21 protein-coding genes and 1 tRNA gene are annotated in these 26,717 nt (G+C 70.7%); 4 read left to right on the top strand and 18 right to left on the bottom strand.

What is annotated here, in order from left to right; all coding sequences use genetic code 11:
• Positions 1–17: 17 nt before the first annotated feature.
• The 8 genes from dxs to QE438_RS08515 form a co-directional block, all read right to left on the bottom strand.
• Entirely contained in the window at positions 18–1,925 is a 1,908-nt protein-coding gene (gene dxs, locus QE438_RS08550; RefSeq protein ID WP_306991111.1) for a 1-deoxy-D-xylulose-5-phosphate synthase, read from the bottom strand.
• Positions 1,926–2,053: 128 nt separating this feature from the next.
• Entirely contained in the window at positions 2,054–2,746 is a 693-nt protein-coding gene (locus tag QE438_RS08545) for an HNH endonuclease (RefSeq protein ID WP_306991113.1), read from the bottom strand.
• Between the two features lie 96 nt (positions 2,747–2,842).
• On the bottom strand, positions 2,843–4,633 hold the full coding sequence (locus QE438_RS08540; RefSeq protein WP_306991115.1) for an acyl-CoA dehydrogenase C-terminal domain-containing protein: 1,791 nt from the start codon (positions 4,631–4,633) through the stop codon (positions 2,843–2,845).
• 121 nt (positions 4,634–4,754) lie between these two features.
• A complete protein-coding gene (locus tag QE438_RS08535; RefSeq protein WP_130517566.1) occupies positions 4,755–5,405 on the bottom strand; it encodes a response regulator transcription factor in 651 nt (216 codons plus the stop codon).
• Between the two features lie 102 nt (positions 5,406–5,507).
• A complete protein-coding gene (locus QE438_RS08530; protein WP_130517568.1) occupies positions 5,508–6,221 on the bottom strand; it encodes a sensor histidine kinase in 714 nt (237 codons plus the stop codon).
• A complete protein-coding gene (locus QE438_RS08525) occupies positions 6,218–9,445 on the bottom strand; it encodes a serine/threonine-protein kinase (RefSeq protein ID WP_306991119.1) in 3,228 nt (1,075 codons plus the stop codon). The genes QE438_RS08530 and QE438_RS08525 overlap by 4 nt, the downstream gene beginning before the upstream one ends.
• Positions 9,445–10,272 carry a GAF domain-containing protein gene (locus QE438_RS08520; RefSeq protein WP_306991122.1) on the bottom strand — a complete coding sequence of 276 codons (828 nt, stop codon included), beginning with the start codon at positions 10,270–10,272 and terminating at the stop codon, positions 9,445–9,447. The genes QE438_RS08525 and QE438_RS08520 overlap by 1 nt, the downstream gene beginning before the upstream one ends.
• A gap of 308 nt (positions 10,273–10,580) precedes the next feature.
• Positions 10,581–11,420, bottom strand: coding sequence for a DUF6689 family protein (locus QE438_RS08515; protein ID WP_306991124.1), 840 nt, complete (start codon positions 11,418–11,420; stop codon positions 10,581–10,583).
• A gap of 222 nt (positions 11,421–11,642) precedes the next feature.
• Between QE438_RS08515 and QE438_RS08510 the strand changes: the two genes are divergently transcribed.
• Positions 11,643–14,129 carry a S8 family serine peptidase gene (locus QE438_RS08510; protein WP_306991126.1) on the top strand — a complete coding sequence of 829 codons (2,487 nt, stop codon included), beginning with the start codon at positions 11,643–11,645 and terminating at the stop codon, positions 14,127–14,129.
• Between the two features lie 792 nt (positions 14,130–14,921).
• Here QE438_RS08510 and QE438_RS08505 read toward each other — a convergent pair.
• The 6 genes from QE438_RS08505 to QE438_RS08480 form a co-directional block, all read right to left on the bottom strand.
• Entirely contained in the window at positions 14,922–15,398 is a 477-nt protein-coding gene (locus QE438_RS08505; protein ID WP_131660885.1) for an LEA type 2 family protein, read from the bottom strand.
• A 58-nt stretch (positions 15,399–15,456) separates the two neighbouring features.
• Positions 15,457–16,008 carry a lipocalin family protein gene (locus tag QE438_RS08500; protein ID WP_306991129.1) on the bottom strand — a complete coding sequence of 184 codons (552 nt, stop codon included), beginning with the start codon at positions 16,006–16,008 and terminating at the stop codon, positions 15,457–15,459.
• 185 nt (positions 16,009–16,193) lie between these two features.
• Positions 16,194–16,391, bottom strand: coding sequence for a hypothetical protein (locus tag QE438_RS08495; RefSeq protein WP_306991131.1), 198 nt, complete (start codon positions 16,389–16,391; stop codon positions 16,194–16,196).
• Positions 16,392–16,579: 188 nt separating this feature from the next.
• Complete coding sequence (locus QE438_RS08490; RefSeq protein WP_306991133.1) at positions 16,580–19,669, bottom strand: efflux RND transporter permease subunit; 3,090 nt, start codon at positions 19,667–19,669, stop codon at positions 16,580–16,582.
• Positions 19,666–20,760, bottom strand: coding sequence for an efflux RND transporter periplasmic adaptor subunit (locus QE438_RS08485; protein ID WP_306991135.1), 1,095 nt, complete (start codon positions 20,758–20,760; stop codon positions 19,666–19,668). The genes QE438_RS08490 and QE438_RS08485 overlap by 4 nt, the downstream gene beginning before the upstream one ends.
• A gap of 106 nt (positions 20,761–20,866) precedes the next feature.
• Positions 20,867–21,514, bottom strand: coding sequence for a TetR/AcrR family transcriptional regulator C-terminal domain-containing protein (locus QE438_RS08480; RefSeq protein WP_306991137.1), 648 nt, complete (start codon positions 21,512–21,514; stop codon positions 20,867–20,869).
• A 401-nt stretch (positions 21,515–21,915) separates the two neighbouring features.
• Here QE438_RS08480 and QE438_RS08475 point away from each other — a divergent pair, with 401 nt between their 5' ends.
• Positions 21,916–22,308: a hypothetical protein gene (locus QE438_RS08475; protein WP_130535584.1), complete on the top strand. Its 393-nt coding sequence runs from the start codon at positions 21,916–21,918 to the stop codon at positions 22,306–22,308.
• Between the two features lie 241 nt (positions 22,309–22,549).
• Here the strand turns inward: QE438_RS08475 and QE438_RS08470 are convergent.
• Positions 22,550–22,625 (bottom strand) — tRNA-Phe (locus tag QE438_RS08470).
• 167 nt (positions 22,626–22,792) lie between these two features.
• Between QE438_RS08470 and QE438_RS08465 the strand changes: the two genes are divergently transcribed.
• Both QE438_RS08465 and QE438_RS08460 read left to right on the top strand, forming a co-directional pair.
• Positions 22,793–23,272: a DUF6491 family protein gene (locus tag QE438_RS08465; RefSeq protein WP_306991142.1), complete on the top strand. Its 480-nt coding sequence runs from the start codon at positions 22,793–22,795 to the stop codon at positions 23,270–23,272.
• Between the two features lie 78 nt (positions 23,273–23,350).
• A complete protein-coding gene (locus tag QE438_RS08460) occupies positions 23,351–23,815 on the top strand; it encodes a DUF6491 family protein (RefSeq protein ID WP_306991144.1) in 465 nt (154 codons plus the stop codon).
• 3 nt (positions 23,816–23,818) lie between these two features.
• On the opposite strand, the gene QE438_RS08455 is transcribed toward QE438_RS08460, so the two are convergent.
• The 3 genes from QE438_RS08455 to ftsY form a co-directional block, all read right to left on the bottom strand.
• Positions 23,819–24,097 carry an oxidative damage protection protein gene (locus QE438_RS08455; RefSeq protein ID WP_306991145.1) on the bottom strand — a complete coding sequence of 93 codons (279 nt, stop codon included), beginning with the start codon at positions 24,095–24,097 and terminating at the stop codon, positions 23,819–23,821.
• 1 nt (position 24,098) lies between these two features.
• Complete coding sequence (gene mutY / locus QE438_RS08450; RefSeq protein ID WP_306991147.1) at positions 24,099–25,154, bottom strand: A/G-specific adenine glycosylase; 1,056 nt, start codon at positions 25,152–25,154, stop codon at positions 24,099–24,101.
• 99 nt (positions 25,155–25,253) lie between these two features.
• Positions 25,254–26,663, bottom strand: a complete 1,410-nt coding sequence (gene ftsY, locus QE438_RS08445) for a signal recognition particle-docking protein FtsY (RefSeq protein WP_306991149.1) — start codon at positions 26,661–26,663, stop codon at positions 25,254–25,256.
• Positions 26,664–26,717: the final 54 nt, after the last annotated feature.

The following is a 26,717-nucleotide window of genomic DNA, read 5'->3' as shown; positions in this document are numbered from 1 at the left end:
CGCCCGGCAGGGCGGTGTCAGCGCGCCGCGGTCAGCGGCGTCGCGCCGGCCTGCAGTTGCGGCCAGCGCGCCAGCACCGCGCGGCGGATGCCGGCTGCGTCCAGCCCGGCTTCGGCCAGCAGCTGTTCGCGGCTGGCGTGGTGCTGGAAGGCGTCGGGCAGGCCCAGGTGCAGCATCGGCACTGTCAGGCCCTCGGCGTTGAGCAGTTCGGCCACGCCCGAGCCCGCGCCGCCGGCCACCACGTTGTCCTCCAGGGTCACCAGGCCGTCGTGGCTGCGCGCCAGTTCCAGCACCAGCTCGCGGTCCAGCGGCTTGATGAAGCGCATGTTGACCACGGTCAGGCCCAGCTCGCGCGCGACCTGCTCGGCGGCCGGCACGATGGCGCCGAAGGCCAGCAGCGCGACCTGGCGGCCGCGCTGGCGCAGCTGCGCCTTGCCGATCGGCAGCGTGTCCAGGGTCGGCTCGACCGCCACGCCGGGGCCGGTGCCGCGCGGGTAGCGCACCGCGGCCGGGCCGGGATGGCGGAAGCCGGTGGACAGCATCTGCCGGCACTCGTTCTCGTCGGCCGGCGCCATGATCAGCATGTGCGGCACGCAGCGCAGGAAGCTCAGGTCCAGGTTGCCCGCATGCGTGGCGCCGTCCGGGCCGACCACGCCGCCGCGGTCGATGGCGAACAGCACGTCCAGCTGCTGGATCGCCACATCGTGCACCAGCTGGTCGTAGGCGCGCTGCAGGAAGGTCGAATAGATCGCCACCACCGGCTTGGCGCCGTCGCAGGCCATGCCCGCGGCCAGCGTCACCGCGTGCTGTTCGGCGATGGCTACGTCGAAATAGCGATCGGGGAATTCCTTGGAGAAGCGCACCAGCCCCGAGCCCTCGCGCATGGCCGGGGTGATGCCCAGCAGCAGCGGATCGGCGGCGGCCATGTCGCACAGCCAGTCGCTGAAGACGTCGGTGTAGGTGGACTTCTTGGCGGGCGCCACGGTGGGCAGGCCCTTGGTCGGGTCGAAGGGGCCGACCGCGTGATAGCCGATCTGGTCGCCCTCGGCGCGCTCGTAGCCCTTGCCCTTGGTGGTGATCACGTGCAGCAGCTGCGGCCCCTTGAGGCCCTTGAGCGTCTTCAGCGCGCCGACCAGCGCCGGCACGTCATGGCCGTCGATCGGACCGGTGTAGTGGAAGCCCATCTGCTCGAACAGCGTGGACGGCACGAACATGCCCTTCCAGTGCTCCTCCCAGCGCCGCATGAAGCGCGCCGGCGGCTTGCGCTTGTCGCCGAGCAGCTTCTTGCCGCCCTCGCGCAGCGCGTTGAGCGTGCGCGAGGAACTCATCCGCCCCAGCAGCTGGGTCAAGGCGCCGACGTTTTCGGAGATCGACATCTGGTTGTCGTTGAGGATCACCAGCAGATCGGGCTCCTCCTCCATGCCGCCGGCATGGTTGAGCGCCTCGAAGGCCATGCCCGCGGTCATCGCGCCGTCGCCGATCACCGCCACCGTGCGGCGGCCGTTGCCGGCACGCGCGTTGGCGATGGCCATGCCTAGCGCGGCCGAGATCGAGGTCGACGAATGGCCGACGCCGAAGGTGTCGTACTCGGATTCCTCGCGCTTGGGGAACGGCGCCACGCCATCGGCCTGCTTGACCGTGTGGATCGCATCGCGGCGGCCGGTGAGGATCTTGTGCGGATAGGTCTGATGGCCGACGTCCCAGACCAGGCGGTCGTTGGGCGTCTCGTACAGGTAGTGCAGGGCGACGGTCAGCTCGATCACGCCCAGGCCGGCGGCGAAATGGCCACCGCTGCGGCCGACCGACTCGATCAGGTAGGCGCGCAGCTCGTCGGCGATGGCGGTCAGCTCGGCCTCGTCGAAGCGGCGCAGGTCGGCGGGCGTCTCGATCCTTGACAGGCGGGGATAGCGGGTAGCGTCGATCATCGTGGCCGTCGGCAATGCAGTTGCGCATTTTCCTCCCCCGGGAAGGGAGGGGCAAGCAAGGCGGTCAGTCTGGGATCACCCAACGGCGCGGAATGTGAAGTATCGGCCGCAAGGCCTGGCTTGGGCCTTCAGGCCGACAGGCGCGAGCGCTTGGGCAGGTGCGTCTTCAGGAAGGCCATCTGGTCGGCCAGGATGTTGCGGTTGGACAGGATCAGGTGCTCGATCCAGCTCGGCCGGTAGGGCACGGCCAGCAGCGGCATGTGCGCCTGCTGCGGGGTGCGGTTGGCCTTGCGCGAGTTGCAGTGGAAGCAGGCGCTGACCACGTTTTCCCAGACATCGCGCCCGCCCTTGGACACGGGCAGCACGTGGTCGCGGGTCAGCAGCTGGCGCGAGAAGGTCTGGCCGCAGTACAGGCACAGGTGGTCGTCGCGTGCGAACAGCGCCTGGTTGGTCAGCGCGGGCGTGGGCGAGAGCCCGGCCGCGCGCGCATGGCCGCGCGAGGCGACGATGGGATGCAGCTCGATGTAGCTCTGCTGGCCGGTCAGGCGGTTGAGCCCGCCGCGCACGGTCAGGCAGGGATCGCCCAGGGTCCAGGCCACCGCATCGCGCGCGTACAGGCAGGTCGCGTCCTGCCAGTTGATCCAGTCCAGCACGCGACCATGCGCATCCAGCGACAGGAAACGCACGCTGGAAGGACGCGCCAGTGCGGAGAGAGAGGCGGAGAGGCCATCGGCCGGGGACGATGCATCCGGCAGGCCGCCGTCGATCAGGACCGGGTTGCCGGAGTCGTCCGAATGAAGCTGAGCGGTGTCTGCTTCCATCGGGGAAACAGCTTATACCCGATGGATGGCGAATTGTGTACTGGGCCCAACCCAGCGCGCTCCGAAGTTTCCCCTGAGCGCGCTGGCGCGGTGACATCAGGCGTCGAAGCGTGACGCGTCCATGGCCATCAGCGAGTCGGCCCCGGCGCGGATGGCGGCGGCGTGGGACAGCGTGCGTGGCAGGATGCGCGCGTAGTAGAAGCGCGCGGTCTCCAGCTTGGCCTGCTTGAAGGCCGCGTCGTGCTGCGACGCCTGCGCGGCCACCACGCTGCGCGCCCACCAGTAGGCCAGCACGACATAGCCCGAATAGAACAGGTAGTCGGTGCTGGCCGCGCCCAGCTCCTCCGGATTGGCCGCCGCGCGCTTGAGCACGTCCTGGGTCAGCGCGCCCCACTCGGCGGCCTTCTCGCGCAACGGGCCGAGGAACTCGGCCACCGCCGCATCGTCCTGGTGGGCGCTGGCGAACTGCTCGATCAGGCCCAGGAACAGCTTCAGCCCGGCCGCGCCGCTGGCGGCGGTCTTGCGTCCGATCAGGTCCAGCGACTGGATGCCGGTGGTGCCTTCGTAGAGGGTGGTGATGCGCGCATCGCGAGCCAGCTGCTCCATGCCGTGCTCGTGGATATAGCCGTGGCCACCGAAGCACTGCAGCGCGTTGTAGGTGTTCTCGATGCTCCACTCGGTCTGGCAGGCCTTGGAGATCGGGGTGAGGAAGCCGGCCAGGATGTCGGCCTGCTCGCGTTCGGCCGGGTCGGTGGCGTGATGGGCGATGTCGACCTGGGTGCCGGCGTGCAGGGCGAGCAGGCGCGCGCCTTCGGTCAGGGCCTTGATCGACAGCAGCATCCGGCGCACGTCGGGGTGGACGATGATCGGGTCGGCCGGCTTGTCGGGGAACTTGGGACCGGACAGCGAGCGGGTCTGCAGACGCTCGCGCGCATAGGTCAGCGCGTTCTGGTAGGCGCGCTCGGACAGGCCGATGCCCTGCAGGCCCACGCCCAGGCGCGCGGTGTTCATCATTGTGAACATGGCCTGCAGGCCCTTGTGCGGCTGGCCGACCAGATAGCCCTCGGCGCCATCGAAGTTCATCACGCAGGTCACCGAGCCCTTGATGCCCATCTTGTGCTCGATCGAGCCGCAGCGCAGCGCGTTGCGCGCCCCGACCGTGCCGTCGCGGGCGACCTGGAACTTGGGCACCACGAACAGCGAGATGCCCTTGGCCCCGGCCGGTGCGTCGGGCAGCTTGGCCAGCACCAGGTGGACGATGTTGTCGACCAGGTCGTGCTCGCCGGCGGTGATGAAGATCTTGGTGCCGGTGATGGCGTAGCGCTCATCGCCCAGCGGCTCGGCGCGGGTGCGCAGCAGGCCCAGATCGGTGCCGCAGTGCGGTTCGGTCAGGCACATGGTGCCGGTCCAGCGGCCCTCGACCAGCGGCTTGAGGAACACTTCCTGCTGCCAGGGCTGGCCGTGGAACTTCAGCGCCTCGATCGCCCCGTGCGAGAGCAGCGGGAAGTTGCCCCAGGCCAGGTTGGCGGCGTTGATCATCTCGCCCAGCGGCACGCCCACGGTGTGCGGCAGGCCCTGGCCGCCGAACTCGGTGGCCGCGGTCAGGCCGGTCCAGCCTCCTTGCGCGAACTGGGCATAAGCCTCCTTGAAGCCGGTCGGCGTGGTGACCTCGCCGGTGGCCGCGTCCAGGGTGCAGCCTTCCTCGTCGCCGACGCGGTTGAGCGGGGCCAGCACGGTGGTGGTGAAGCGGCCGGCCTCCTCCATCACCGCGTCGATCAGCTCGGCATTGGCGTCCGCGAAGCCCAGCCGGGCGAACAGGGGCTCGACGTCCAGCACGTCGTAGAGGGCGAAACGGACGTCTTTCAACGGGGCGCGGTAGCTGCTCATGCGGATGCTCTTGGTGGCGGCGCGGGCCGCCTCCCGGCCCGCTTCGGCCGCCAAGCATACTACTGCGTATGGAGAGGCGCCGACCCCGCGGCGCCGGCGCGGTGGCAGGGACGCGGCGCCGTCAGTCCAGCAGGCCGTGGCGGACCGCGTAGCGCACGAGTTCGGCCGTGTTGCGCACCGACAGCTTGTTCAGCACGCGGAAGCGGTGGTTCTCGGCCGTCTTGGTGCTGATGTCCAGGCGCCGGGCGATTTCCTTGGTGGTCTGGCCCTCGACGATGAGGTGGAACACCTCGCGCTCGCGCGAGGTCAGCGCCTGGTAGGGGTCGTCCAGCTCGCGCCCGGGCTGCTGGATCTGCGCGGCCAGGGCGAGCGCGGCCTGCGGGCTGAAGTGACCCTGGCCGGCGTGCAGGTTGCGCACGGCGGCGATCAGTTCGGCCGTGGCGGCCTCCTTGAGCAGATAGCCGGCGGCGCCGGCGCGCACGGCGTGCAGCACGTACTCGTGCTCCTCGTGCATGGTCAGCACCAGCACGCGCGCCTCGGGGACGTCGCTGCGCAGCCTGCGGATCACGTCGATCCCGTTGAGCCGGGGCATCGAGATGTCCACCACCACCACGTCGGGCTGGCAGGTCTGCGCGGCCGCGACCGCGGCGACGCCGTCGGCGGCCTGGGCCACGACCTGGATGCCGCCGGCTGCCTGCAACAGGCTGGCCAGACTCTCCCGGACCAGGGTGTGGTCGTCGGCCAGCAGGACGCGGATCGGAGCTGTTGGCATGCGGGACCGGTAGGGAGCGATGCCAAATCGTTCGGCGCACGTGACATCCGATGTCCTGTGTTTGTCGTATGCGGACGCGGATTTGTCAATTGGGCGATGGAGTCACTCGCCGGAGAGCGGCACGCGCACCTGCACGCAGGTGCCGGCGCCGGGCGAGGACACCAGCCGGAAACTGCCGCCGCCCAGGCGCAGGCGCTCGCGCAGGCCGCCCAGTCCACTGCCGCCGCTGGTCAGCGCCAGCGCCGGGTCGCAACCCACGCCGTCGTCGACGATCTGCATGTGCGCCCAGTCGTCGTGCGCGACCAGGCGCAGCAGGATCGAGCGCGAGCGCGCATGCTTGAGCGCGTTGTTGAGCGACTCCTGCGCGGCGCGGAACAGCAGGGTCTGGCGCGCGTCGTCCATGGCCGGCAGCGGGCCGATCTCCAGGCTGACCTGCGGCCCGCCGGCCTCGGACTGGCTGCGCGCCAGCCAGCGCAGCGCGGCCTCCAGGCCCAGGTCGTCCAGGATCGGCGGGCGCAGCAGGCGCGACAGATGCCGGGTGTCCTCCAGGGTCTGGGTGCACAGCGCGATGGCGCTTTCCACCTGCGCGCGCAGCGGCGCCTGCGCCGGCCCCAGCGCGGTGCCGAGCAGGGCCAGGCGATGCTTGAGCACGGTGAGGTTCTGGCCGACGCCGTCGTGCAGCTCGCGCGCCAGGCGCCGGCGTTCGTCCTCCTGCACCTTGACCACCGCACGGCCCAGCCGGCGGAACTCGCGCTCGTTGGCTTCCAGCCGGTCGAGCAGGGCCTGGTAGCGCGCGGCGTCGTCGGTGCCGCTCATCGCGCACCCGCCTGCGCCGGCAGGCCGGCCAGCAGCGTGCGCCGCGCCGCGTCGGCGGCGGCCTCGGCGCGCGCGGCGGCATCGGTCTGGCCGAGCCGCGCCAGGCGCTGCGCGGCCTGGGCATGCAGATCGGCGGCGAACAGCACATCTCCCCGGCGCAGCAGCTGCTGCGCCTCGCGATAGCGCGCCTGCACCTGCGCATCGGCGCCCTCGCGCAGCGCGCTCAGCAGGAACTGCAGGCGCAGGCCAACGTGGCCGAGCCGGGCGATGTCGTCGTCGAGCGCGGCCAGGGCCGCCTCGTCGTGCGCGCCCTGCAGGCGCGCCTGCAGCTGCAGCAGGCGCACGCCGGAGGCATCGGCCAGGCGGGTGGCCTCGGCCAGCGCCTGGTGCGCGCCGCGGGCATCGCCGCGCAGGCTGGCCAGCTGCGCCTGCAGCAGGGCGCGGGCGGCCTGCTGCTCTTCGGAGACCTCGTCGAACAGCTTGGCGTCCTGTTCCAGCTCGGCCGTGGCCCGTGCCGGCTGCCCGGCCGCCAGCCACAGCTGCGCGCGCAGCACCGCCACATCGGCGCGGCCGCGCTGGTCGTCGCGCTGTTCGAACAGCGTCGCCGCCTGGTCGGCCTGGGCCAGGCCTTCGGCCAGATGCCCCTGCCAGTAGGCCAGCTCGGCCAGGTTGCGGCGGGTGACGGCGACCTCTTCGAACATCTGGTGCGCCTCGGCCGTGCGCAGTGCGGACTGCAGCCGGGTGGCCGCGTCCTGCCACTGGCCGCGCGCGGTGGCCAGCAGGCCGAGGTTCTGTTCGATGCGCACCTGGCCGGTGACATCGTCCAGCGCGCGGTAGGCCGAGGCGGCCTGCTGCCAGAAGGCGGCGGCGCTGTCGTAGTCGCCGAGCTGGAAATTGGCGAAGCCGATGTTGTTGTAGGTCTGCGCCGTGCCGCGCGCATTGCCGACCTGCTGCCAGGCCTGCAGGGCGTCGCGGAAGGCCTGCAGCGCCTGCGCGTAGTCGCCGCGCTCCTCGGCCAGCAGGCCGGCTTCGTTGTGGGTGGCGGCCAGGCCGCCGCGGTCGCCCAGCGCCTGGTAGAGGGCGCGCGCCTGTTCGAGACGGGCCGCAGCGCCGGCGAAGTCGCCACGCACGCTGGCGATGCCGGACAGGTTGCGCAGGCTGGTGGCCACGCCGCGGCGGTTGCCGACCTGGGTGCGCAGATCGACCGCGCGGGTGTACTGCTCCTCGGCAGCCTTGCTCTGGCCGAGGCGGCCGTAGCCGACCCCCAGCGCGTTGACGGTCTCGGCCTCGCCGGCCAGGTCGCGGCCGCGGCGGAACAGCAGCTGGGCGCGCAGCAGATAGTCGTCCACGGCCTTGGCGGCGTCGCCGGCGAGGATGGACTGCTTGCCCAGCTCGAACCACACCCGCGGGTCGTTCGGGTCGCGCTTGCTCAGGGCCAGCAGCCGGGCGCGCGCCGCATCGCCCTGGCCTGCGGCGGCCTGGGCGCGGGCCAGGTCGAGCTGGGCCTGAGCATCGTCGGGCCTGGCGTCGGCGATGGCCTGCCATGCCGTCAGCGCGGCCTCCGCATCGCCCTCGGCGCTGGCGCGCATGGCGCTGAGCATCTGCGCGCTGCGCGGCCAGGTCTTGGAGTCGAACGGCCGTGCCAGCAGGGCATCGGCCTGATCGTCCTCGCCGATCGCCTCGGCGGCGCGCACCTGTTCCAGGCGCAGCGGCAGCACGTCTGGCGCGGCGTCGGTCGCCTGGGTCAGGGCCGCAAGGCGCGGCGCGCCCTGGCTCTGCGCACGCGCGATGCCGGCCCGGCCCAGGGCCTGCAGCGCGGCGTCCGGCGGCGGGGCGGGCCAGGGCGAAGGAGCGAGGCCGAGCGCCGCGCCCACCGTCGTCAGCCAGCCGGCCGCCGCGGCGCTGGCCGTGCCGGCGATCGGACCTTCCAGCGTACGCGTGCCGCCGTCCGCACCGTCCAGCGTGGCGCTGAGACGCCAGCCCTGCGCGTCGTGTCGCATGCGCGGGGCGAGCACCTGGCGCGCGGCGGCCGCGCGGCGCAGCGCGGGCAGATCCGGTCTGGCCTGGCCGGTCGGGTCGACCGAGCGCAGCGCCTGCAGCGTACGGCCCGCATCGACCACGGCCGTGCGCGCTTCCAGCGCATCGCGCAGCCAGGCGCCGAGACCTTCGCGCAGGACTGGATCGAGGTCGCCGGCGAGCGGCAGCACCAGTGTGCGCGCCAGCGGCGCGACGACCGGGGCCTCGGCCACGGCCGGCGCACGCGCCTGCTTCCACGACCAGCCGGCCCAGCCGATCAGCACCACGACGACCACCGCGGCCGCCACCAGCGCGATGCGTCGCCAGCCCGGGGCCTCCCGTTCCACATGGCGCCGGTCGATGGCGGCCACCACCTGCGCCGCGTCCTGCAGGCGCGCACGCGGCTGCGAACGCAGCAGCCGGTCGACCAGCCGCACGACCCACGGCGGAGTCTCCGGGCGGGCGCGGCTGACCGGTTCGGGCGTGCGCAGCATGCGCTGGGCCAGCACTTCGGCCATGGTGCCGTTGGCGAAGGGCAGCTGCCCGGTCAGCATCTCGTGCAGGATCAACCCCAGCGCGTACAGGTCGCTGCGCGGGTCGACCGTCTCGCCGCGCGCCTGCTCCGGCGAGAGGTAGTCCGGCGTGCCCACGATCGCGCCCGAGTGCCGGGTCAACCCGCTGCTGGCCATCGAGCGGGCGACGCCGAAATCGTTGATCGAGGCATTGCCCTCCGCATCGAGCAGCACGTTGGCCGGCTTGAGATCGCGGTGGACCACGGCGCGCGCATGCGCGGCCTGCAGGCCCAGCGCGATCTGCCGCGCGATGGACAGGGCGCGCTCGATGGGCAGCGGGCCTTCGCGCGCGAGCAGGGACTCGAGCGACTCGCCCGCCACGTAGTCCATGCTGATCAGCCAGCGGCCCTGGTGTTCGGCCAGGTCGTGGATGCGCACCACATGCGGGCTGGAGACCTGGCGCGCCAGCAGCAGCTCCTGGCGGAAGCGCTCGAACACCTGCGGCCGCTCGGCCAGCTCCGGGCGCAGCACCTTGATGGCGACCGGGACTTCCAGGGTCAGGTCGTTGGCCAGGTAAACCATGCCCATGCCGCCCATGCCGAGCAGGCGCTCGACGCGGAAGCGGCCGGCCAGCACCTGCCCGCTCGCCAGGACATCGTGCAGGTGCAGGCCGGTGGCGGTGGGCGCGTCGGACATCAGGCCGAGGCGTGGTCGGTGCGGTCGCGCGCGCCGCGCGCGACCAGCCACAGCGCGCAGCGCTCGCAGAAGGCCTGCAGCAGTTCCATGTCCAGGGCGGTGATGGCCGCGCCGGGGCGCGTGCTGTCCGCGTACAGCGCGCCGATCACCCGCTCGCCGTCGCACAGCGGCAGGCAGGCCAGCGCGCTGATGCCGGAGGCCATCACCGATTCACGCGTGGACAGCCAGGGCAGGTGGCCGATGTCGTGGGCCACGGTGCCCAGGCCCTGCTCGAGCGCGCGCTGCAGCGCGCCGGTGCTGCCGCCGAAGTCGCGCGGACTGCGCGTGCCGCAGGCGGCGGCCACGCGCGGCGCCTCCGGCCCGGCCAGCACCAGATAGCCGCGATCGCACTGGGCCAGCTCGGTCACCGCGTGGACGCTGGCGCTGAGCATGTCGTCCAGATCCAGCGCCTGGCCGACGCCATGGGTGAGGGCGGTGGCGCGCGTGCGGCGGGCCTGGGCGCGGCCGGCCTCGCGCGCGGCGTCCTCGTCCCCCAGCGGGGTGAACTCGACGTAGATGTCGCCGAAGCGCAGCCAGGCCGCGCCGGCCAGCCGCGCCGGCGCTTCCACGCGCAGGCTGTCGCGGAAGCTGCCGTTCTTGCTGCCCAGATCGTTCAACTCCCAGCCCAGCCCGTCGCTGCAGAGCCGGGCGTGGCTGCGCGAGACCGAAGGATGGGAGAGCTGCAAGCCGTTGCCCTCGGCGCGGCCGATGGTCAAGGCCGCGCCTTCGCGCAGCAGCAGCGAAGGCGCGGGCGCATCGGGCAGGTAGGCGATCAGGCGTGCGGGCATTGCGCGAGCGTAAAGCAATGCGGCGCTGCTAAAGCGCCCGAAGAGCGTGTCATGGGCTTTGACGTGAGTGCGAAGCCGCCTGGGGCGCGTCGAGTCAAGGCGTGCGCCGCCGCCCAGGCTGGCCGCCTGGGCAAGGTGCGCAACACAGGATCGGCGCGCCCCAGGCGACTTCCCGGAGGGTTGGCCATCAGCGGCACGGAGCCGGCGCCGCGCGGCTTACCTTGGCGCTCAGCCAAGGCTGCGCCACGCGACACCGGCTCCGCACCGCTGATGGCCAACGCATCTCACGTCAAAGCCCATGACACGCTCTAAGGATCGTAAAGACGCTGATAGTCGATCGAGAAGCGCAGGGTGGCCGCGCCCGCCAGCAGCGCGCCGGCCGGATTGCCGGCATGGTCGCCGGCGCTCCACACCTGCGGGATGCCGGTGCCGGCCTGCGCGGAGACGCGTTCGCGGAAGCTGTCCACCGCCACGGTCGCGGCGGTGAAGTCGGCGGCGGCCAGCGCCGCGGTGATCGTGTCCAGATAGCCGTCCAGCGGGCCGGCCTGCGGCGGCGGCAGGGCATCGACCTGCTCGCGCAGCTTGCTCAGCTTGTCGGCCACGACGGCGTGGGTGGGGCGCAGGTCGCTGACCAGCAGGAACTGCGAGAACCCGTCGGTGGTGCCGCGCGAGCGCACGCTGCCGGGGGAGATTTCGTCGGTGATGTCGCGGAAGGCGCCGCCCAGCGGGGCCTTGAACAGGCGCAGCGTCGAACCGGCGGTGTAGGGCAGCACGTGGGTATGCAGCTCCACGCGCACCAGCTTCTTGAAGCTTAGGCCCCCGGCTACCGGCGGTTCGACCGTGATCAGCAGCGGCAGCGGCTGGATCGGCTGGACCACGGTGCCGGGCAGGCGTGCTGTCAGCGCGCCGAGTTCCGGCCCGCTCAGCAGCCGGGCGCTGATGCCCAGGTTCTCGGCGCTGAGGTTGCTGGCCTGGTCGAAGTTGATGGTCAGGTCGGCCAGCGGTGCGTTCGGCGCTCCGATGGCGACGGTGGCGGTATCGCCGGCGATGGCCACGTTGACCGGCACGGTCTGGGCGGCGGCGGCCCCCGAGAGCAGCAACCCGGCGACCAGCAGCAGGCGAGATGCGAACAGCGGGAATCGAGTCATGGCGCGAACCTTGTCGATGGCGTGCAGCCGGCCCTGGACCGGCTACGGGCGGAAGGCCCCGCGGGGCCAGTGGTCAGGATCATAACCAGCCAAGAACAGGGATGCGCGTCACTGAGGGTTTTTACCCAGGGCCGCTGGGGGCAATACCGGATTGGCGGGCCCGGAGCCCGGGGGCAACGTGTGCTCACCCCGTTACGGGTCCCACTTTTCGGAGCCACGCACATGTCCCTGTCCCGCCCCGTTCTCTCCCTGAGCGTCTGTGCAGTCCTCGGCGCCATGGGCGCCTTCTCCACCGCCCACGCCGCCGCGCGCCTGGACGCGCAGCTGCAGTCCAAGATCACCAGCGCCGCGGCCGACGCGCCGCTGCAGGTGGTCATCACCTACAAGCAGAGCACCGCGCCGACCGCCTCGCAGCTGGCCGACCTCAAGGCGCTGGGCATCACCGAGGGCGTGGCGATGCGCGCGCTGCCCATCGCCGGCGCCGTGGCCACGCCGGCCGAGATCAAGGCGCTGGCCGCGCGCGACGACGTGGCCTCGATCTACTACAACGCGCCGCTGAAGTACTACGACGTGGAGGCCAACAAGATCACCGGTGTCACGCGCGCCTACGACAATCCGGGCGACTTCGGCCGTGCGGTGCCCTATAGCGGCCGTGGCGTGGGCGTGGTGATCAACGACTCGGGCATCGACGGCACCAACAGCGACGTGGCCTACGGCTCGCACGTGGTGCAGAACGTGCTGGCCAACACCAACCTGGCCACGTTCGATTCGATGCTGCCGATCACCTACGTGGAGAACGTGCCCAATACCGACTTGGGCTCGGGCCACGGCACGCACTGCGCCGGCATCGTCGGCGGTACCGGCGGGCACTCCAATGGCGTCTACCGGGGCGTGGCCCCCGGTGCCAGCCTGGTCGGCTACGGCTCGGGCGCGGTGCTGCTGATCCTCGATGCGGTTGGTGGCCTGGACTATGCGCTGGTGCACCAGTTCAGCTTCAAGGACCCGATCCGGGTGGTCAGCAACTCCTGGGGCACCTCGGGCAAGTTCGATCCCACCGATCCGGTGTCGGTCTCCACCTACGAGCTGTACAAGCACGGCATCGTCAGCGTGTTCGCCGCCGGCAACGACGGCCCCAGCGAGGACACCCACAATCCCTATGCGCAGGCGCCGTGGGTGATCTCGGTGGCCGCCGGCGAGAAGGACGGCACGCTGGCCGGCTTCTCCTCGCGCGGCAAGCGCGGTGAGAGCGGCACCTTTACCATGGCCGACGGCAAGCAGTGGACCTATTTCAACGAGCCGACCATCACCGCGCCGGGCGTGGACATCATCTCCACCCGCGCGCTGACCGGCCTGCTGCCGCCGCTGGCCGCGCAGGACGACGTGGCCGCCCTGGCGCCGGCGCAGCTGCCGTTCTACACGGTGATGAGCGGCACCTCGATGGCGACCCCGCACGTGGCCGGCATCATCGCGCTGATGCTGGAGGCCAACCCGGACCTGACCCCGGCCCAGGTCAAGGACATCCTGGAGCGCACGGCGACCAACATGCCTGGCCGCGCCTATTGGGAGGCCGGCGCCGGTTACGTCAACGCCTACGACGCGCTGATGGAGGCCGCCAAGCTGCGCTCGGGCTACGGCAGCACGGTCAATTCGCTGAAGACCTTCAACAGCAACGCGCTGCTGTCGCCGGGCAGCTCGCAGCCGTTCGAGGTGCTGTTCACGCCGGTGGGCGAGCCGCAGTACCAGACCTTCGAGGTCGGCGACAACGTGGCCTGGGTCACCGCCAGCGCGACCATGACCGGCACGACCGCCGCCCTGGTGCTGACCGATCCGGACGGCGAGCGCTACGGTTCGTCCATCGCCCTGCCGGTGCTGGGCAGCACTGTCAAGGCGAGCGCACCGGGCAAGAAGGGCACCTGGAAGATCAGCGTCAGCGGCATCGGCTCGATCGGCGGCGTGGCGGTCGATCCGCTGCGCGTCACCAACGGTGTGTCGGCGCCGGGCGTGGTCTCGGGCACGATCGAGTTCACCAACAGCGCCGGCTTCAGCGGTCTGAAGGATGTGCCGACCTCGAGCGCCTATCGTGGTGCGGTGGAGTACGCGGTCTCCAACCGCATGATGGATGGTTCGTCCAACGGCAACTTCCGTCCCAACGATGCGTTGACCCGTGCCGAGCTGGCGCAGTACCTGGTCATGGGGGCCGGTATTCGCCAGTCGCTGCCGGCGCCGGGCAAGGTCAGTTTCACCGGACTGTCGACCAAGGACCCGAGCTATGCGGCGGCCGAGGCGGTGGTGGCCAAGGGGGCGGTGCTGCGTGACCTGTCGCAGAGTCAGGCCGGGGTGATGGGCCTGGTCAGCGGCAACTTCAAGCCGGCCGACAAGGTCACCAAGCTGCAGCTGGCCTATTCGCTGGTGCAGTCGCTGGGCCTGCAGGACACGGCGGTGAACTTCAACGGGACGCTGTCGGTCACCTACAACGGCAAGCAGCTGCCGATCGAGGACGTGGGCAGCATCCCGGCCAGCCTGCGTGGCTATGTCCAGTCGGCGCTGGACAACGGCATCCTCAACGCGCGCTATACCGTGACGCAGGGGGCGACGGATCTGCAGCCGACGCTGCACGCCTACTTCGACCCGACCAGCCTGGTCACGCGCGGTGCCTACGCGATCACGGCCGGGCGTTTCCTGGACGTCAGCCGCCCGACCGAGGATTGATCGGGCCTGCGATTTCGTACTTCGGCGCCATGGATGGCGCGAGAAACGCCCCGCCTAGTGCGGGGCGTTTTTTTGGAGTGCTTCTTACGAGAGGCGACTGTGGCGAGTGGCCCTCGTTGGCTTCGGAAGGGCAGCGGTCCGGCGGGCAGTGGCCGCTTATCCCTCAAACAGGGCATCCTGCCCTGATTCGGGCGCTCGGCTTCCTGCCTCGCTCGTCGCGGCCACTGCCCGCCGGACCGCTGCCGCGCGCGTCAGCTCACAGGACTTCAGTTTGAGCCCCCTCCCTTGCGCGCAGCGCAGGGGAGGGATGGGGAGGGGTCGGGGGCTTTACCGGTCTAGCCACCGAAGCAAGGGCAAAAGCACCCCACCCCCTCAGTCGCTAGTTCGCGACTTCGAGCTCCCCTTCGCCTTCGGCGAAAGGGAGGGGGCAGAGCGCTTGCTCAATGCGTTTGGATCGTAAGAAGCCCTGACTCTTCCGACCGCAGAGCCTCGGCCCGGCTGGGCACGCGGAGAGCGGCGAGGATGGCCGGCGGCAGCGATTGCGTGCGAGACATCCTCGCGGATTGCCGACCCGATCCCCGTGGGAGCCGCCGTGGCGGCGATGGGGCTTTCCCTGTAGAGCCTCATCGCCGCCATGGCGGCTCCCACCGAAGCGGGAGGCGCAGTCGGGCCGTTCCCGAGCGTCAGCCATGAAGGAATGACCGAGCCGCGGAGCCGCGCCTGGCCGGGTCGAGGCTGGTGGGCGAAGTCCGCTTTACCGACCCCGCGCTCCAGCAAATCGAAGCACCGCTTCTAGCGCAGCACGCCAGCCAGACCCGGCGCGGCGCTCAGGCTGCTGTGCATGTCCAGCTCGAAGCTGCGCACGCTCTGGTCCTCGGGCGTCGCGCGCACCGTGCCCTTGAGGGTGTAGGGCAGCGGCTGGCCGCTGGCCAGGGCGCCGGCCACGGCCATGCGCGCGTTGGCCGAGGGGGTGAAGTTCACGCCGACCACGTCGGCCGCCTCGGGACCGATGGTGTAGCCGGGGGTGGCGCGCAGCGGGCCGGCGTCCTGGCCGGCGACGGTCACCGCCAGGTCGATGTCCTCGAAGCGCATCGGGATGCTGCTGTAGTTCTGCAGGCGCAGTTCGACCTGCCAGCGCCCGTCGGTGCCGACGGTCACCTGCTGCAGGCTGACGGCCGGTTCGGACACGCGTTTGACCAGGCCGCGGTGGCAGGCGGTCAGGACGATGGCGCAGAGCAGGAGCAGCAGGACGCGATGGGCACGGGGCATGGGCAGGAACCGGCGTGATCAGGACGCGGGCGAGGATACACGCGGCCGTGGCCCGCCTTCAGCGCAGGGGCGCGCTGACCACCAGATCGGACAGGTCGTAGCCGAGCTGGCCGGCGCGCAGCCTGATCGCCTCGAACAGCGTGCGGTCCATGGTCGGCTCGCGCGAAAGGATCCAGAAGTAGTCTCGGCCCGGCTCGCCGACCACGGCCCAGGTGTAGTCCGGGTCCAGGTCGATCACCCAGTAGTCCGCCCACACCCACGGCAGCCAGGACAGCCAGCCGGGCGCGAAGCGCACCTGCAGCTGGCCCGGCTGGCCGGCGACCGGGCGCGCCTCGCCGTCGGCCACGATCCGGTGGCCGTCCTTGCCCAGGCAGGCGTTGCGCACTCCCAGGTGCCCGGCGGCGCGCAGGGTGTAGGTGGCGGTGATCTCGCCGGCGCAATCTTCCTGGAAGCGGTTGGGCAGGTGGGCGATCTCGTGCCACTGCCCGGCGTAACGGGAGATGTCGAGCGCGGGCACCGAGGAGAGCGCCGGCTCGGCGGCGGGCGCCGAGCCGGGCAGCCACAGCGCCAGCAATGCCAGCCAGGACAGCGGGGTGGGAATGCGGAACATGCGGGCCTCCGTCGGGGACGCCCAGTGTGGCCCAGCGCGGCCTCGCCCGCGAGGCGCACCCGCACGACTTCAAGGCAATTGCGGTCGGCACGGGCGTTGCCCCAACAGCGAGACGCAGATGGGTGCCCACGTCTCTGCATCAGGCGGGTAGCGGAAGGGGCCGGATGGCGTCAAGCCGCCGGTGATCAGCGGTAGCGCGGCGTGCCGTCCGCGGCAATGTCTTCGATGGTCTCCAGCAGGCGGCGCATGCGCTCTTCCATGTCCGCGCGCGACACGGACGGGGCGGTGGCGGGAATCGTGCGCAGCAGCGCGCCGTTTGGCCCATAGACCATCAGCACGCCGCGCAGGCAGCGATTCGACGTGTCCACCAGAAACGAGGTCACCACCTCGTAGTCCCCGACCCTGCGTTCCAATCGTTTCCCCGTCGCAGTTGAACCCAGGCTCCAGCGTAAGCCGGCTCATGCGAAAAGCCCGTCACAGTTTGGTGGTGAGCGGGTGACGACGGACAGTGCGATCGCGGGAAGCGAAGTCCGGGCGACGGGGCACTCCGGCGCCCCGCCGCCCGCCGCCATCAGGCGCCCGGATGCGAGGCCGCGCTGGCGTCCGGATGCGACGAGCGCCGCCGCAGCTTGCGCGACAGCCATTCGCCGATGTCGTCGATCAGGGTGAAGGCCGCCGGGATCACGATCAGGCTCAGCAGGGTGGAGGTCACCAGGCCGCCGATCACAGCGATGGCCATCGGCGCGCGGAAGCTGGAATCGCCGGCGAAGCCCAGCGCGATCGGCATCATGCCCGCGCCCATGGCCAGAGTGGTCATGATGATCGGCTGGGCGCGCTTGCGGCAGGCATCGATCAGGGCGTCGCGCTGGCTGAGGCCGTGTTCGTCCTCGGCGATCACCGCGTAATCCACCAGCAGGATCGAGTTCTTGGTGGCGATGCCGATCAGCATCAGCAGGCCGATCAGTGCCGGCAGCGAGAGCATGTTCTGGGTGAGCAGCAGCGCGCCGAACGCACCGCCCGCGCACAGCGGCACGGCGATCAGGATGGTCAGCGGCATCAGCGCGTGGTTGAACAGCAGCAACAGCACCATGTAGATGCACGCGATGCCGGCGGCCATGGCCAGCAGGAAGCCGACGAACAGTTCCACGAACACCTCCGCATCGCCGGTGTTGAGAAAGCTCACGCCCGGCGGCAGGTGCTGCACGCTGGGCAGCTTCTGCACCGTCTCCATCACATCGCCCAGCGGCCGGCCGTTGAGCTCGGCGGTGAGGGTGACGTTGCGCTGGCGCTGGTAGCGCGAGATCTGCGAGGGGCCGCTGCCCAGCTCGATGTCGGCGACCGCCGCCAGCGGCACCGACCCATAGCGGCCGGGTACGCGCAGCTGGCCGATCAGCGCGGGGTTGGACAGCGTGGCCTGGGAAAAGCCGACGCGGATCGGCACCTGGCGATCGGGCAGGTTGAGCTTGGCCAGGCGCTGCTCGTAGTCGCCGGCGGTGGCGATGCGGGCGGCCTCGGCGATGTCGGCGGTGGACACGCCCAGGTCCGCCGCGCGCGCCGGATTGGGCACGATCTGGATCTCCGGGCGCAGCAGCGAGGCGGTCGAGGTCACGCTGCCCAGCCCCGGGATGTCGCGCAGGTCGCGTTCCAGCGCCAGCGAGGCGTCCTGCAGGTGCTGCGGATCGTCGCCGGACAGCACCAGCTGCAGCAGGTTGCCCGGTTCGGAGCTGACATAGCTCACGCGCACGCCGGGCAGATCGGCCAGCCGCGCCCGCGCATCGCGCTCCAGCGCGCGCTGGTCGCGCTTGCGCGTATCGGCCGCGCCCCAGTCCAGCACCAGGGTCGCCTTGCGCGGATCGGCCACGCCGGTGGTGGAGGGATCGCCCAGGTCCAGCACGCTGCCCACGGCGGTGTAGACCTGCTTGAGTTCGGGCATGTCCCTGAGCAGGGCGCGCGCGCGTTCGGCCACGGCCACGGTGTCCTCCAGCCGGGTGCCCGGCGGCAGTTCCAGGCTGAGGTTGCTGCGGCCCAGGTCGGACTGCGGGATGAAGGTCGCCGGGATCAGCGGCACCAGCGCCAGCGAGGCGACGAACAGCCCGGCCGCGATCCACAGCGTGCGCCCGCGATGGCGCAGCGCCGCGTCCACCCAGCCCAGGTACCAGGTCATCAGCCGCGACTCGCCCTTCTCCTCGCCATGGGGCTTGAGCAGGTAGGCGGCCATCATCGGCGTGAGCAGGCGCGCGACCAGCAGCGAGAACAGCACCGCGGTGGCCGCGGTCCAGCCGAACTCGCGGAAGAACTTGCCGGCGATGCCCGGCATGAACGCCACCGGCACGAACACCGCCGCCAGCGTCAGCGAGGTGGCGATGACGGCGTTGCCGATCTCGCCGGCGGCTTCGCGTGCGGCCTCCAGCGGCGGCTTGCCCATGCGCAGGTGGCGCACGATGTTCTCGATCTCCACGATCGCATCGTCGACCAGGATGCCGACCACCACCGACAGCGCCAGCAGGGTGATGATGTTGAGCGTGAAGCCGAACCAGTGCATCACCGCGAAGGTCGGGATGATCGACAGCGGCAGGGCCAGCGCCGAGACCCAGGTCGCGCGCCAGTCGCGCAGGAACGCCCACACCACCAGCAGCGCCAGCAGCGCGCCTTCGTAGAGCATGGTCATCGACGAATCGTAGGAGCGATGGGTCTCGTCGATGGCCGTGGTGACCAGGCGGAAGTCCACGCCGGGGTGGGACGCCTTGAGCGTGTCCAGCGCCTTGTGCACGCCGGCCTCGACCTTGACCTCGCTGGAGCCGCGAGTGCGCGACATCGAGAAGGCCACCACCTCCTTGCCATCCAGCAGCGCGGCCTGGGTGGGGTCGGCCGCCGCGTCGGTGACCGTGGCCAGCGCCGACAGGCGCACCGAGCGCCCGTCCGGCAGGCTGATCGAGTAGTCGCGCAGCGCCTGCGCGTCGGCGACCGTGCCCAGCGTGCGGATGGTCTGCTGCGCGCCGTCCAGCTCAGCCTTGCCGCCGGCGCGTTCGACCTGGATCTTGGCCAGCTGCTGGGAGACAGCGCCGGCGGTGATGCCGAAGGCGAGCAGCGCGTTGGGATCCAGGTCCACGCGCACCTGGCGCTCGACGCCGCCCACGCGCGTGACCCGCGCCACACCGGGCACGCCATACATCGCGCGCGAGATCTCGCGGTCGACGAACCAGCTGGCTTCGTCCGGGCTCATCTGCGGGGCGACCAGCGCGTAGGTCATCAGCGAGCCGCCGATGTCGACCTTGGAGATCACCGGCTCCTGGATGTCCTGCGGCAGGTCGGTGCGGATGCGGGTGACCGCATCGCGCGTGTCGTCCAGCGCGGTGCCGAGATCGGCCTCCAGCTGAAACTCGATGCTGGTGGTGCTGACGCCCTCGCTGACCGTGGACATCACGCGCTTGACGTTGTTGATCGTGGCCACCGAGTCCTCGACCTTGCGCGTGACCTCGGCCTCCAGCTGGCTGGGCGAGGCGCCCGGCTGGGTCACCGTGACGGTGGTCATCGGGAAGGCGATGTCGGGGAAGCGCGCGACCGGCAGCGCGTGGAAGCCCCACAGGCCGGCCACGCACAGCACGAAGAACAGCATCAGCGCCGGCAGCGGCCGGCGGATGGCCCAGGCGGAGAAGTTCATGGCGCGCGCGCTCCCTTGCCGGCCTCGACCACGCGCACCCGGTCGCCGTCGCCGAGGAAGCCCGCGCCCTCGGACACGACCTGCTCGCCGTCCTTCAGGCCTTCGACGATCTCGGTGCGGGCCTGCACGGTCTGGCCGGTGCGCACGCGCCGGCGGGCCACGCTGCCCTTGTCCTTGAGCGTGAACACATAGCTGTGGCCGTCGCGTTGGACGATGGCCGCGCTGGGCACCATCAGCGCCTGGCCGTCGCCGGTGAGGATGCGGCCTTCGACGAAGGTGCCCGGCTTGAGCAGGCCGGGTGCGGGCAGGTCGGCATACACGGTGCCGGTGCGCGTCTGCGCATCCACGCCAGGGGTCACCGCGCGCACGCGGCCGGCGATCGGCTGGCCGGCATAGGTCAACGCGACCGGGTTGCCGACGGCCACGTCGGCCAGCTGCGCTTCGGGCAGTTCGGCGCGCCATTCCAGGCGGCCGTCGCGGATCAGGCGCAGCAGCTCGCTGCCGGCCGCGACGACCTGGCCGGGCTGGATCAGCCGCTTGGAGATCACGCCATCGGCGGGCGCACGCAGCTCGGCGAAATCGCGCTGCAGCCGGGCCGCGTCCAGCGCGGCGCGCGCGGTCGCCAGCTGCGCCCGGGCCTGAGTCGCGGTGGCGCGCAGTTCGTCCAGGTCGCTGGCGCTGATCAGCTGCGAGGCCGCGAGCCTCTCGCCACGCGTCTGCTTGGCCTGCGCCAGTTCCAGCGCGGCCTTGGCCTGCTGGGCGGCGGCATCGGCCTGGGCCACCTCGCTGTCGAGCGTGCGGTGGTCCAGCTCCAGCAGGACCTGGCCCTGCTTCACCGTCTGGCCGACATCGACGTTGAGACGGGTGATGCGCTGGCCGCTCAGTTCGACGCCGAGCTGCATCTCCTCATAGGCCGACACCGGGCCGGACACGATCACGCTGCGCGCCAGCGGATCGATGCGCGCCGGCGTCAGGGCGACGGCCAGTGCCGAGGAGCCCTCCACGGGCTTGTCCTTGGCACCGCCACCACAGGCGGCGAGCAGGGGCAGGGCGGCGAACAGCAGGGACCAACGCAGGAGTGGCGCACGCATAGAGGAACCAGAGGCAAGAGGTGGAGTGCTGGCTGGTGCTAGGCGCCGGTCGGCCCGCACATGGCTGATGGAAACAGCGCTGGTCCGGGACGCGTCCCGGGCGAAGTCAGGTGGAGACGGCGGATTGCCGGCGGATCTGTTGCTCGACCCCGTCCAGGAGCAGGTCGATGCCGTTGCGGAAGCGCGCGTCGAAGTTCGGCTCGGCCAGCACCTCGCGCGCCTCCCAGCAGTGCGGGAAGCGCGCCCTGGCCAGTTTGAAGAACGCCTGCTGCACGCCTTCCAGCGCGTCCGGGTCGGTCGGCAGCGACTGCTCCTCGATCACGAAGCCCATGACGTAGTAGACCGAATCCAGCGCCGTGCTCGCGGCGAACGCCACCGGCGCGCCGGCCTGCATCAGCGCCGCGATGGTCGCATCGCCCACGCGCAGCATGTTCTCGGTGGCCAGGAAGGTGCCCGCGAACACGCGCGCGCCATCGCGGTGCGCCTTGAACGCGGTGCGGAATTCGCTTGCGATCTGATGCATCGTGGTCCGCCAGTCCTGTCCTTGTGGAATGTCGCGCGCCACCTCGGCGATCAGCGCATCGGCCAGCGCATCGATCAGCGCCTGCTTGCTCTTGAAGTGCCAATACAGCGACGGCGCACGGATCCCCAGATTGCACGCCAGCTTGCGCAGGCTGATGCCCTCCATGCCCGCCTCGTCGAGCTGACGAAACGCCGCCTGGAGAATGTGGTCCTGCGTGAGCGGGCTGCGCATAGGCGTGGCGTGGCGCCTAACGGCGTTAGGTTGCGGACTCTAACGGTGTTAGGGCGAGATGGCAAATCCCTTGGCTACTCGGCTGGCGCAATCGAGAACCGTGTTTCTCGACCTGCCCGGGAGGGTTTCCGCGGATGCGCACGCGTTCGGCGCAATGGATAAGCGAATTGCTCAGCGGCATGGCCTGACCGCTGGCGCGGTTGAAAGCTTCAGAACGACCTGCCGACGCTCTCACTCCAGCAGACCCGTGATCTGATACGCGCTTCGGGGGACTCTTCTTTCGTGCTCGTCGCGATCATCTGTGACAGAAGTTGTCCGACGCCGGGGACAGGGCGCCTACGATCCGAGGGGTAGAGCATGCGGCTCTACTAAACCCGATGCACAAGGACAAGGAGAAGCACGTGCGTACATTGATCGTCGCTGCGGCCGTTACGGCTGCGGCTTTGTTTTCGTCGCAGGCAGAGGCAGCGCGCTCGTTCTCGAGCAACACCGTGTATTTCGACGCATCCGGCAAAGTCATTGGCCAGAACGTCTACTACTGCAACAACGTCCATCAGTCCGGTGGCAACCTGACCTCGCCTTATTACCTGTATATCAAGGCAGGCTGTGGCGACCAGATTGTCGAATGCAACGGCAAGGGCAGCTGCGAGGACAAGCCGATCGACAACGCGATCGAGTATCACCTTTACGGAACGCCGCCATTCACGGAAGAGGAGGCATGCCAGCTCACCAATGCAGCCTGCACGAGCCAAGAGCCGTGGATTGTTGATGGCACCGACTTCGTGATGAGCTGACTGATGCAGGTCAACGAGCCCCGCTCCGGCGGGGCTTTGTCAGCCGCGGCCTCGTGGCCACCGGCATCAAGGCGCGTTGATCGACCTGCCGCCGGTGCGCCACGCCTTGGCTAGCGTCTCAACCGTCTGGTGGGCGTCACCGGATGACAGGTGCACGTTCCGGCCCCAGGCCGGCCAACCGATACGAAAAAGGCGCCCGAAGGCGCCTTGATCAACTTCACTTGCGAATCAACCACCTAGATGGTGGCCGGGGAGGGAATCGAACCCCCGACACAGGGATTTTCAATCCCTTGCTCTACCAACTGAGCTACCCGGCCAGTGCTGCACTTGCGGCCGAGCCGAAGCGAGGCGCGCATGATACGGATGGATTCCCGATCCGGCAAGACGCCTGATCACTGAACGTGTCGCCGGGCGGCCGTGCCGGCCCGGCGGGGCCGGGTGCATCATCGCTGTCCCCGACACGGTTCGCCACCGGAGACGCCGCATGCAACGTCCGCGATTCGCCCGCCTGCTCGCCGCCGGCCTGCTGGCCGCCCTCGGCGCGGGCTGCGCCACCACCGGGCTGACCGATGCGCAGGAACTGGCGCTGTACCAGGCCCACGCCGGCGAGCCGGTCAAGAGCTTCACCGTCTTCGGCCAGCTCAACGGCTGGTCGCCCCTGGGCGACGCCGCGCTGGCGGTGTGGGCCAGGCCCAGCGAGGCTTACCTGCTGGAGCTGACCGGGCGTTGCATCGATCTGGATTCGGCGCCGGCCATCACCGTGACCAACCAGGGCGGCCGGGTCTACGCGAAGTTCGACGACGTGCTGGTGCTGGGCGGGCTGCAGAACAGCTTCCGCATGCCGTGCCGGATCGCCGAGATCCGGCCGCTGGACGTCAAGGCGCTGCGGCAGGCGCAGAAGCAGCTGCGCCAGGCCAACGCGGCCGAACGCCAGGCCGGCACGCCGCCGGCGGGTAACCAATGAACGGCGGCCGTCACGGCGCCCTTGCGCGTGCGGCGCTCTGATCGACCCTGGCCCCGCCACGCAAGAAGGAGATCCGCCATGAGCCGATGGACATCCCTGCCGACGCTGGCGCTGGCGGCCACGCTGCTGTTGGCCGGCTGCGCCACCACCGGGCTGAGCGACAGCCAGCGCCTGGCGCTGTACCGCGCCCACGCCGGCGCGCCGCAGAAGGACCTGAGCAATGCGGACCGCCTGATCGGCTGGACCGCGCTGGGGGATGAGGCCGTGGCGGTCTGGACCCGCCCCAACGAGGCCTATCTGCTGGATCTGGGCAACAGCTGCAACGGGCTGAACAACGCGACCACGATCCTGATCACCAACCTGCTCGGGCAGGTGTCGGCGGGCATGGATCGGGTGACGGTCATCGACCGTCCGGCCGGCTTCCACGTCAGCTGCCGGATCCAGAGCATCCGCAGGCTCGACACCCAGGCCATCCGCGCCTCGGAACAGGCGCTGCGCGAGGCGAGGCTGGCCGAACGCGAGGCCGCCGACGCCGGCAGCTGAGGCTCAGGCCTGCGGGTCGGGCGCGACGTAGCCGGCGGGCTTTTCCGCGTCGCCGCCGAACAGGAACTTGCGCAGCTCGGCTTCGAGGAAGGCGCGGTCCTTGGGCGTGCGCGGCGAGAGGCGGTTCTCGTTGATCAGCATGGTCTGGTGCGCCAGCCACGCCGCCCAGCCGGCCTTGCCGATATGGGCGAACACCTGCTGTCCCAGCTCGCCCGGATAGGGGATGAAGTCCAGGCCTTCGGCGTCTTTCTTCTCGTACTGGCAGAACACGGTGCGGGGCATGTCAGGCATCCAGGAGTTTGCGGATGGGCGCAGGCAGGCCCAGCGTGGTCAGTTCGGCCGGGGCGACCCAGCGCAGGTCCGCATTGTCGCCCACCGCATCGCGCGGCGACAGGCGCGTCCAGCGCAGTGGCTGCATGTGCAGGCGATAATGGGTGAAGGTGTGCGGGGTGTCGGGCAGTTCGTCGGCGGCGTCGAAGTCGCCGGCCAGGTGCGCGTCGAACCAGGCGCGCGCGGCGTTGGTGTTGTCGGCCTGCGGCAGCGACCACAGGCCGGACCAGATGCCCACCGGTGGCCTGCGCTGCAGCAGCACACGGCCCTGCGCGTCGAAGGCCATCAGCATCACCGCGCTGCGCTCGGGCAGCGGCTTGCCGGGCTTGGGCGTGGGCAGGGCCTCGGTGAGGCCGTCGCGGAAGGCGACGCACTGCGGCGAGACCGGGCACAGCAGGCAGGCCGGATTGGCGCGCGTGCACAGCGTGGCGCCGAAGTCCATCTGCGCCTGGGTGTAATCGGCCAGCCGACCCTGCGGCACGTGCTGGACGTGTTCGACCGCCAGCGCCCACAACTGCTTCTCGATGGCCGGCAGGCCCGGCCAGCCGGCGATGCCGTGCACGCGCGACAGCACGCGCTTGACGTTGCCGTCCATGATGGCGAAGCGGTCGTTCCAGGCCTGGCTGAGGATGGCGCCGGCGGTGCTGCGGCCGATGCCGGGCAGGGCGTGCAAGGCCTCGAAGTCGCGCGGCAGCTCGCCACCGTGCAGTTCGACACAGCGCTTGGCGGCGGCATGCAGGTTGCGGGCGCGGGCGTAGTAGCCAAGTCCCGCCCACTGCGCCATCACCTCGTCCGAGCTTGCGGCGGCCAGGTCCGGCAGCGTGGGAAACGCCTGCAGGAAGCGCTCGAAGTACGGAATGACCACGCGCACCTGGGTCTGCTGCAGCATGATTTCCGACAGCCATACGCGGTACGGCGTGCGCGGATGCTGCCAGGGCAGATCGTGGCGGCCGTGCTGGTCGAACCAGGTCAGGAGCGGGGTGGCGAAGGTGTCGATGGGCTGGCTCATGCTGGCGCTCAGCGGCGGTTTGTAGAGCCGAGCTTGCTCGGCTGGGGTTCTACCCGACGGCCCCAGCCGAGCGAGCTCGGCTCTACGAGTGCACTGCGATTAGGCGGCGCTGCCTAGAGCTTCAGGCAGCAGGGCGTCGACGAAGGCTTCGGCGTCGAACACGCGCAGGTCCTCTGGGCGTTCGCCGATGCCGGCGTAGCGGATCGGAATGTTGAACTCGCGGGCGAGGGCGAACACCACGCCGCCCTTGGCGGTGCCGTCGAGCTTGGTCACCACCAGGCCGGTCACGCCCACGGCCGCATGGAACTGGCGCAGCTGCGAGAGCGCGTTCTGGCCGGTGGTGCCGTCGATCACCATCAGTACCTCGTGCGGCGCACTGGCATCGACCTTGCCGAGCACGCGGCGGATCTTGCCCAGCTCGTTCATCAGGCCGGTCTGGGTGTGCAGGCGGCCGGCGGTGTCGGCGATCAGTACCTGGGTGCCGCGCGCCTTGCCGGCCTGCAGCGCGTCGAAGGCGACCGAGGCCGCATCCGCGTTCTGGCCCTGGGCCACGACGGTCACGCCGTTGCGCTCGCCCCAGGCCTGCAGCTGGGCCACGGCGGCGGCGCGGAAGGTGTCGCCGGCGGCCAGCATCAGGCTGAAGCCGTCGTCCTTGAAGCGCTTGGCCAGCTTGCCGATGGTGGTGGTCTTGCCGACGCCGTTGACGCCCACGGTCAGCACCACGAAGGGCTTGGCGTCGCGGTCGATCGCCAGCGGCACGGCGACCGGCCGGAGGATGGCGATCAGCTCGGCGCGCAGGGCGGCCAGCAGCGCGTTGGCATCGGCGAACTCGCGCGCCTTCATGCGCTTGCGCAGGGACTCGACAAGAGCGGTGGTGGCGGTCACACCGACGTCGGCGGTGATCAGCGCGGTCTCGATTTCGTCGAGCAGATCGTCGTCGAGCTTGGGGTTGCGCGAGAACAGGCCGCCGAAGCTGCGCGCGAAGGCGCTGCCGCGCAGGCGTTCGCGCCAGCCGGTCTTGCCGGGGGCGGCGGCGGGCTTGTCGATGGAGGTGGGGCGGGGTGCGGTGGCGGGCGCGGGAACCGGCGCTTCGACGGGCGGCGGCGCGATCGGTGCCGCAGGTGTGGGAGCCGGTGCGGGCGCGGGCGCGACCGCAGGCGGGGCGGCGACCACGACGGGCGCGTCGGCCACCGGTGCGGCGGGAACCGGCGTATCGATCAGCTGCCGTGGCGATGGGCCGGGCGCGACGACGTCGGGCTGGGCCGGCGCGGCGGGCGCGAAGCGCTGGGGCTCGGGCGTGACCGGTGCGGGCGTGGGCTCGGCGGCCTGCAGGGTGTCGGCGACTTCGCGCGCCTGTTCGAGCGCGGCGGCCGCGTCGGCGGCATCGGAGGTGACCGGACGCGCCTCGGGGAAGGCGGCGGCCAGCTCTTCCACGCTATAGCGGCGGGTGCTGCCGTCCTGGGCGGACGCTGCGTCCTGCGGCTTCTTGCGGCGGAAGAAACTGACCATGTGCAGCCTTGGTAATGCGAAAAATGAGGGCGCAGATGCTAACACCGGGGTCTG

The sequence above is a fragment of the Pseudoxanthomonas sp. SORGH_AS_0997 genome, from assembly GCF_031453535.1.
Lineage (GTDB): Bacteria > Pseudomonadota > Gammaproteobacteria > Xanthomonadales > Xanthomonadaceae > Pseudoxanthomonas_A > Pseudoxanthomonas_A winnipegensis.
The sequence above is the reverse complement of the archived record's forward strand: the minus strand, read 5'-3'. Positions and strand labels throughout refer to the sequence as shown.

Coding starts and splice junctions, on each gene's coding strand:
- ftsY (WP_306991149.1), bottom strand. CDS start 26,663: ATGGTCAGTTTCTTCCGCCGCAAGAAGCCGCAGGACGCAGCGTCCGCC.
- QE438_RS08540 (WP_306991115.1), bottom strand. CDS start 4,633: ATGAGCAGCTACCGCGCCCCGTTGAAAGACGTCCGTTTCGCCCTCTAC.
- QE438_RS08520 (WP_306991122.1), bottom strand. CDS start 10,272: ATGCCCGCACGCCTGATCGCCTACCTGCCCGATGCGCCCGCGCCTTCG.
- QE438_RS08490 (WP_306991133.1), bottom strand. CDS start 19,669: ATGAACTTCTCCGCCTGGGCCATCCGCCGGCCGCTGCCGGCGCTGATG.
- mutY (WP_306991147.1), bottom strand. CDS start 25,154: ATGAGCCAGCCCATCGACACCTTCGCCACCCCGCTCCTGACCTGGTTC.
- QE438_RS08545 (WP_306991113.1), bottom strand. CDS start 2,746: ATGGAAGCAGACACCGCTCAGCTTCATTCGGACGACTCCGGCAACCCG.
- QE438_RS08535 (WP_130517566.1), bottom strand. CDS start 5,405: ATGCCAACAGCTCCGATCCGCGTCCTGCTGGCCGACGACCACACCCTG.
- QE438_RS08505 (WP_131660885.1), bottom strand. CDS start 15,398: ATGCCCCGTGCCCATCGCGTCCTGCTGCTCCTGCTCTGCGCCATCGTC.
- QE438_RS08460 (WP_306991144.1), top strand. CDS start 23,351: ATGAGCCGATGGACATCCCTGCCGACGCTGGCGCTGGCGGCCACGCTG.
- QE438_RS08510 (WP_306991126.1), top strand. CDS start 11,643: ATGTCCCTGTCCCGCCCCGTTCTCTCCCTGAGCGTCTGTGCAGTCCTC.
- QE438_RS08515 (WP_306991124.1), bottom strand. CDS start 11,420: ATGACTCGATTCCCGCTGTTCGCATCTCGCCTGCTGCTGGTCGCCGGG.
- QE438_RS08485 (WP_306991135.1), bottom strand. CDS start 20,760: ATGCGTGCGCCACTCCTGCGTTGGTCCCTGCTGTTCGCCGCCCTGCCC.
- QE438_RS08500 (WP_306991129.1), bottom strand. CDS start 16,008: ATGTTCCGCATTCCCACCCCGCTGTCCTGGCTGGCATTGCTGGCGCTG.
- dxs (WP_306991111.1), bottom strand. CDS start 1,925: ATGATCGACGCTACCCGCTATCCCCGCCTGTCAAGGATCGAGACGCCC.
- QE438_RS08530 (WP_130517568.1), bottom strand. CDS start 6,221: ATGAGCGGCACCGACGACGCCGCGCGCTACCAGGCCCTGCTCGACCGG.
- QE438_RS08465 (WP_306991142.1), top strand. CDS start 22,793: ATGCAACGTCCGCGATTCGCCCGCCTGCTCGCCGCCGGCCTGCTGGCC.
- QE438_RS08455 (WP_306991145.1), bottom strand. CDS start 24,097: ATGCCCCGCACCGTGTTCTGCCAGTACGAGAAGAAAGACGCCGAAGGC.
- QE438_RS08480 (WP_306991137.1), bottom strand. CDS start 21,514: ATGCGCAGCCCGCTCACGCAGGACCACATTCTCCAGGCGGCGTTTCGT.
- QE438_RS08525 (WP_306991119.1), bottom strand. CDS start 9,445: ATGTCCGACGCGCCCACCGCCACCGGCCTGCACCTGCACGATGTCCTG.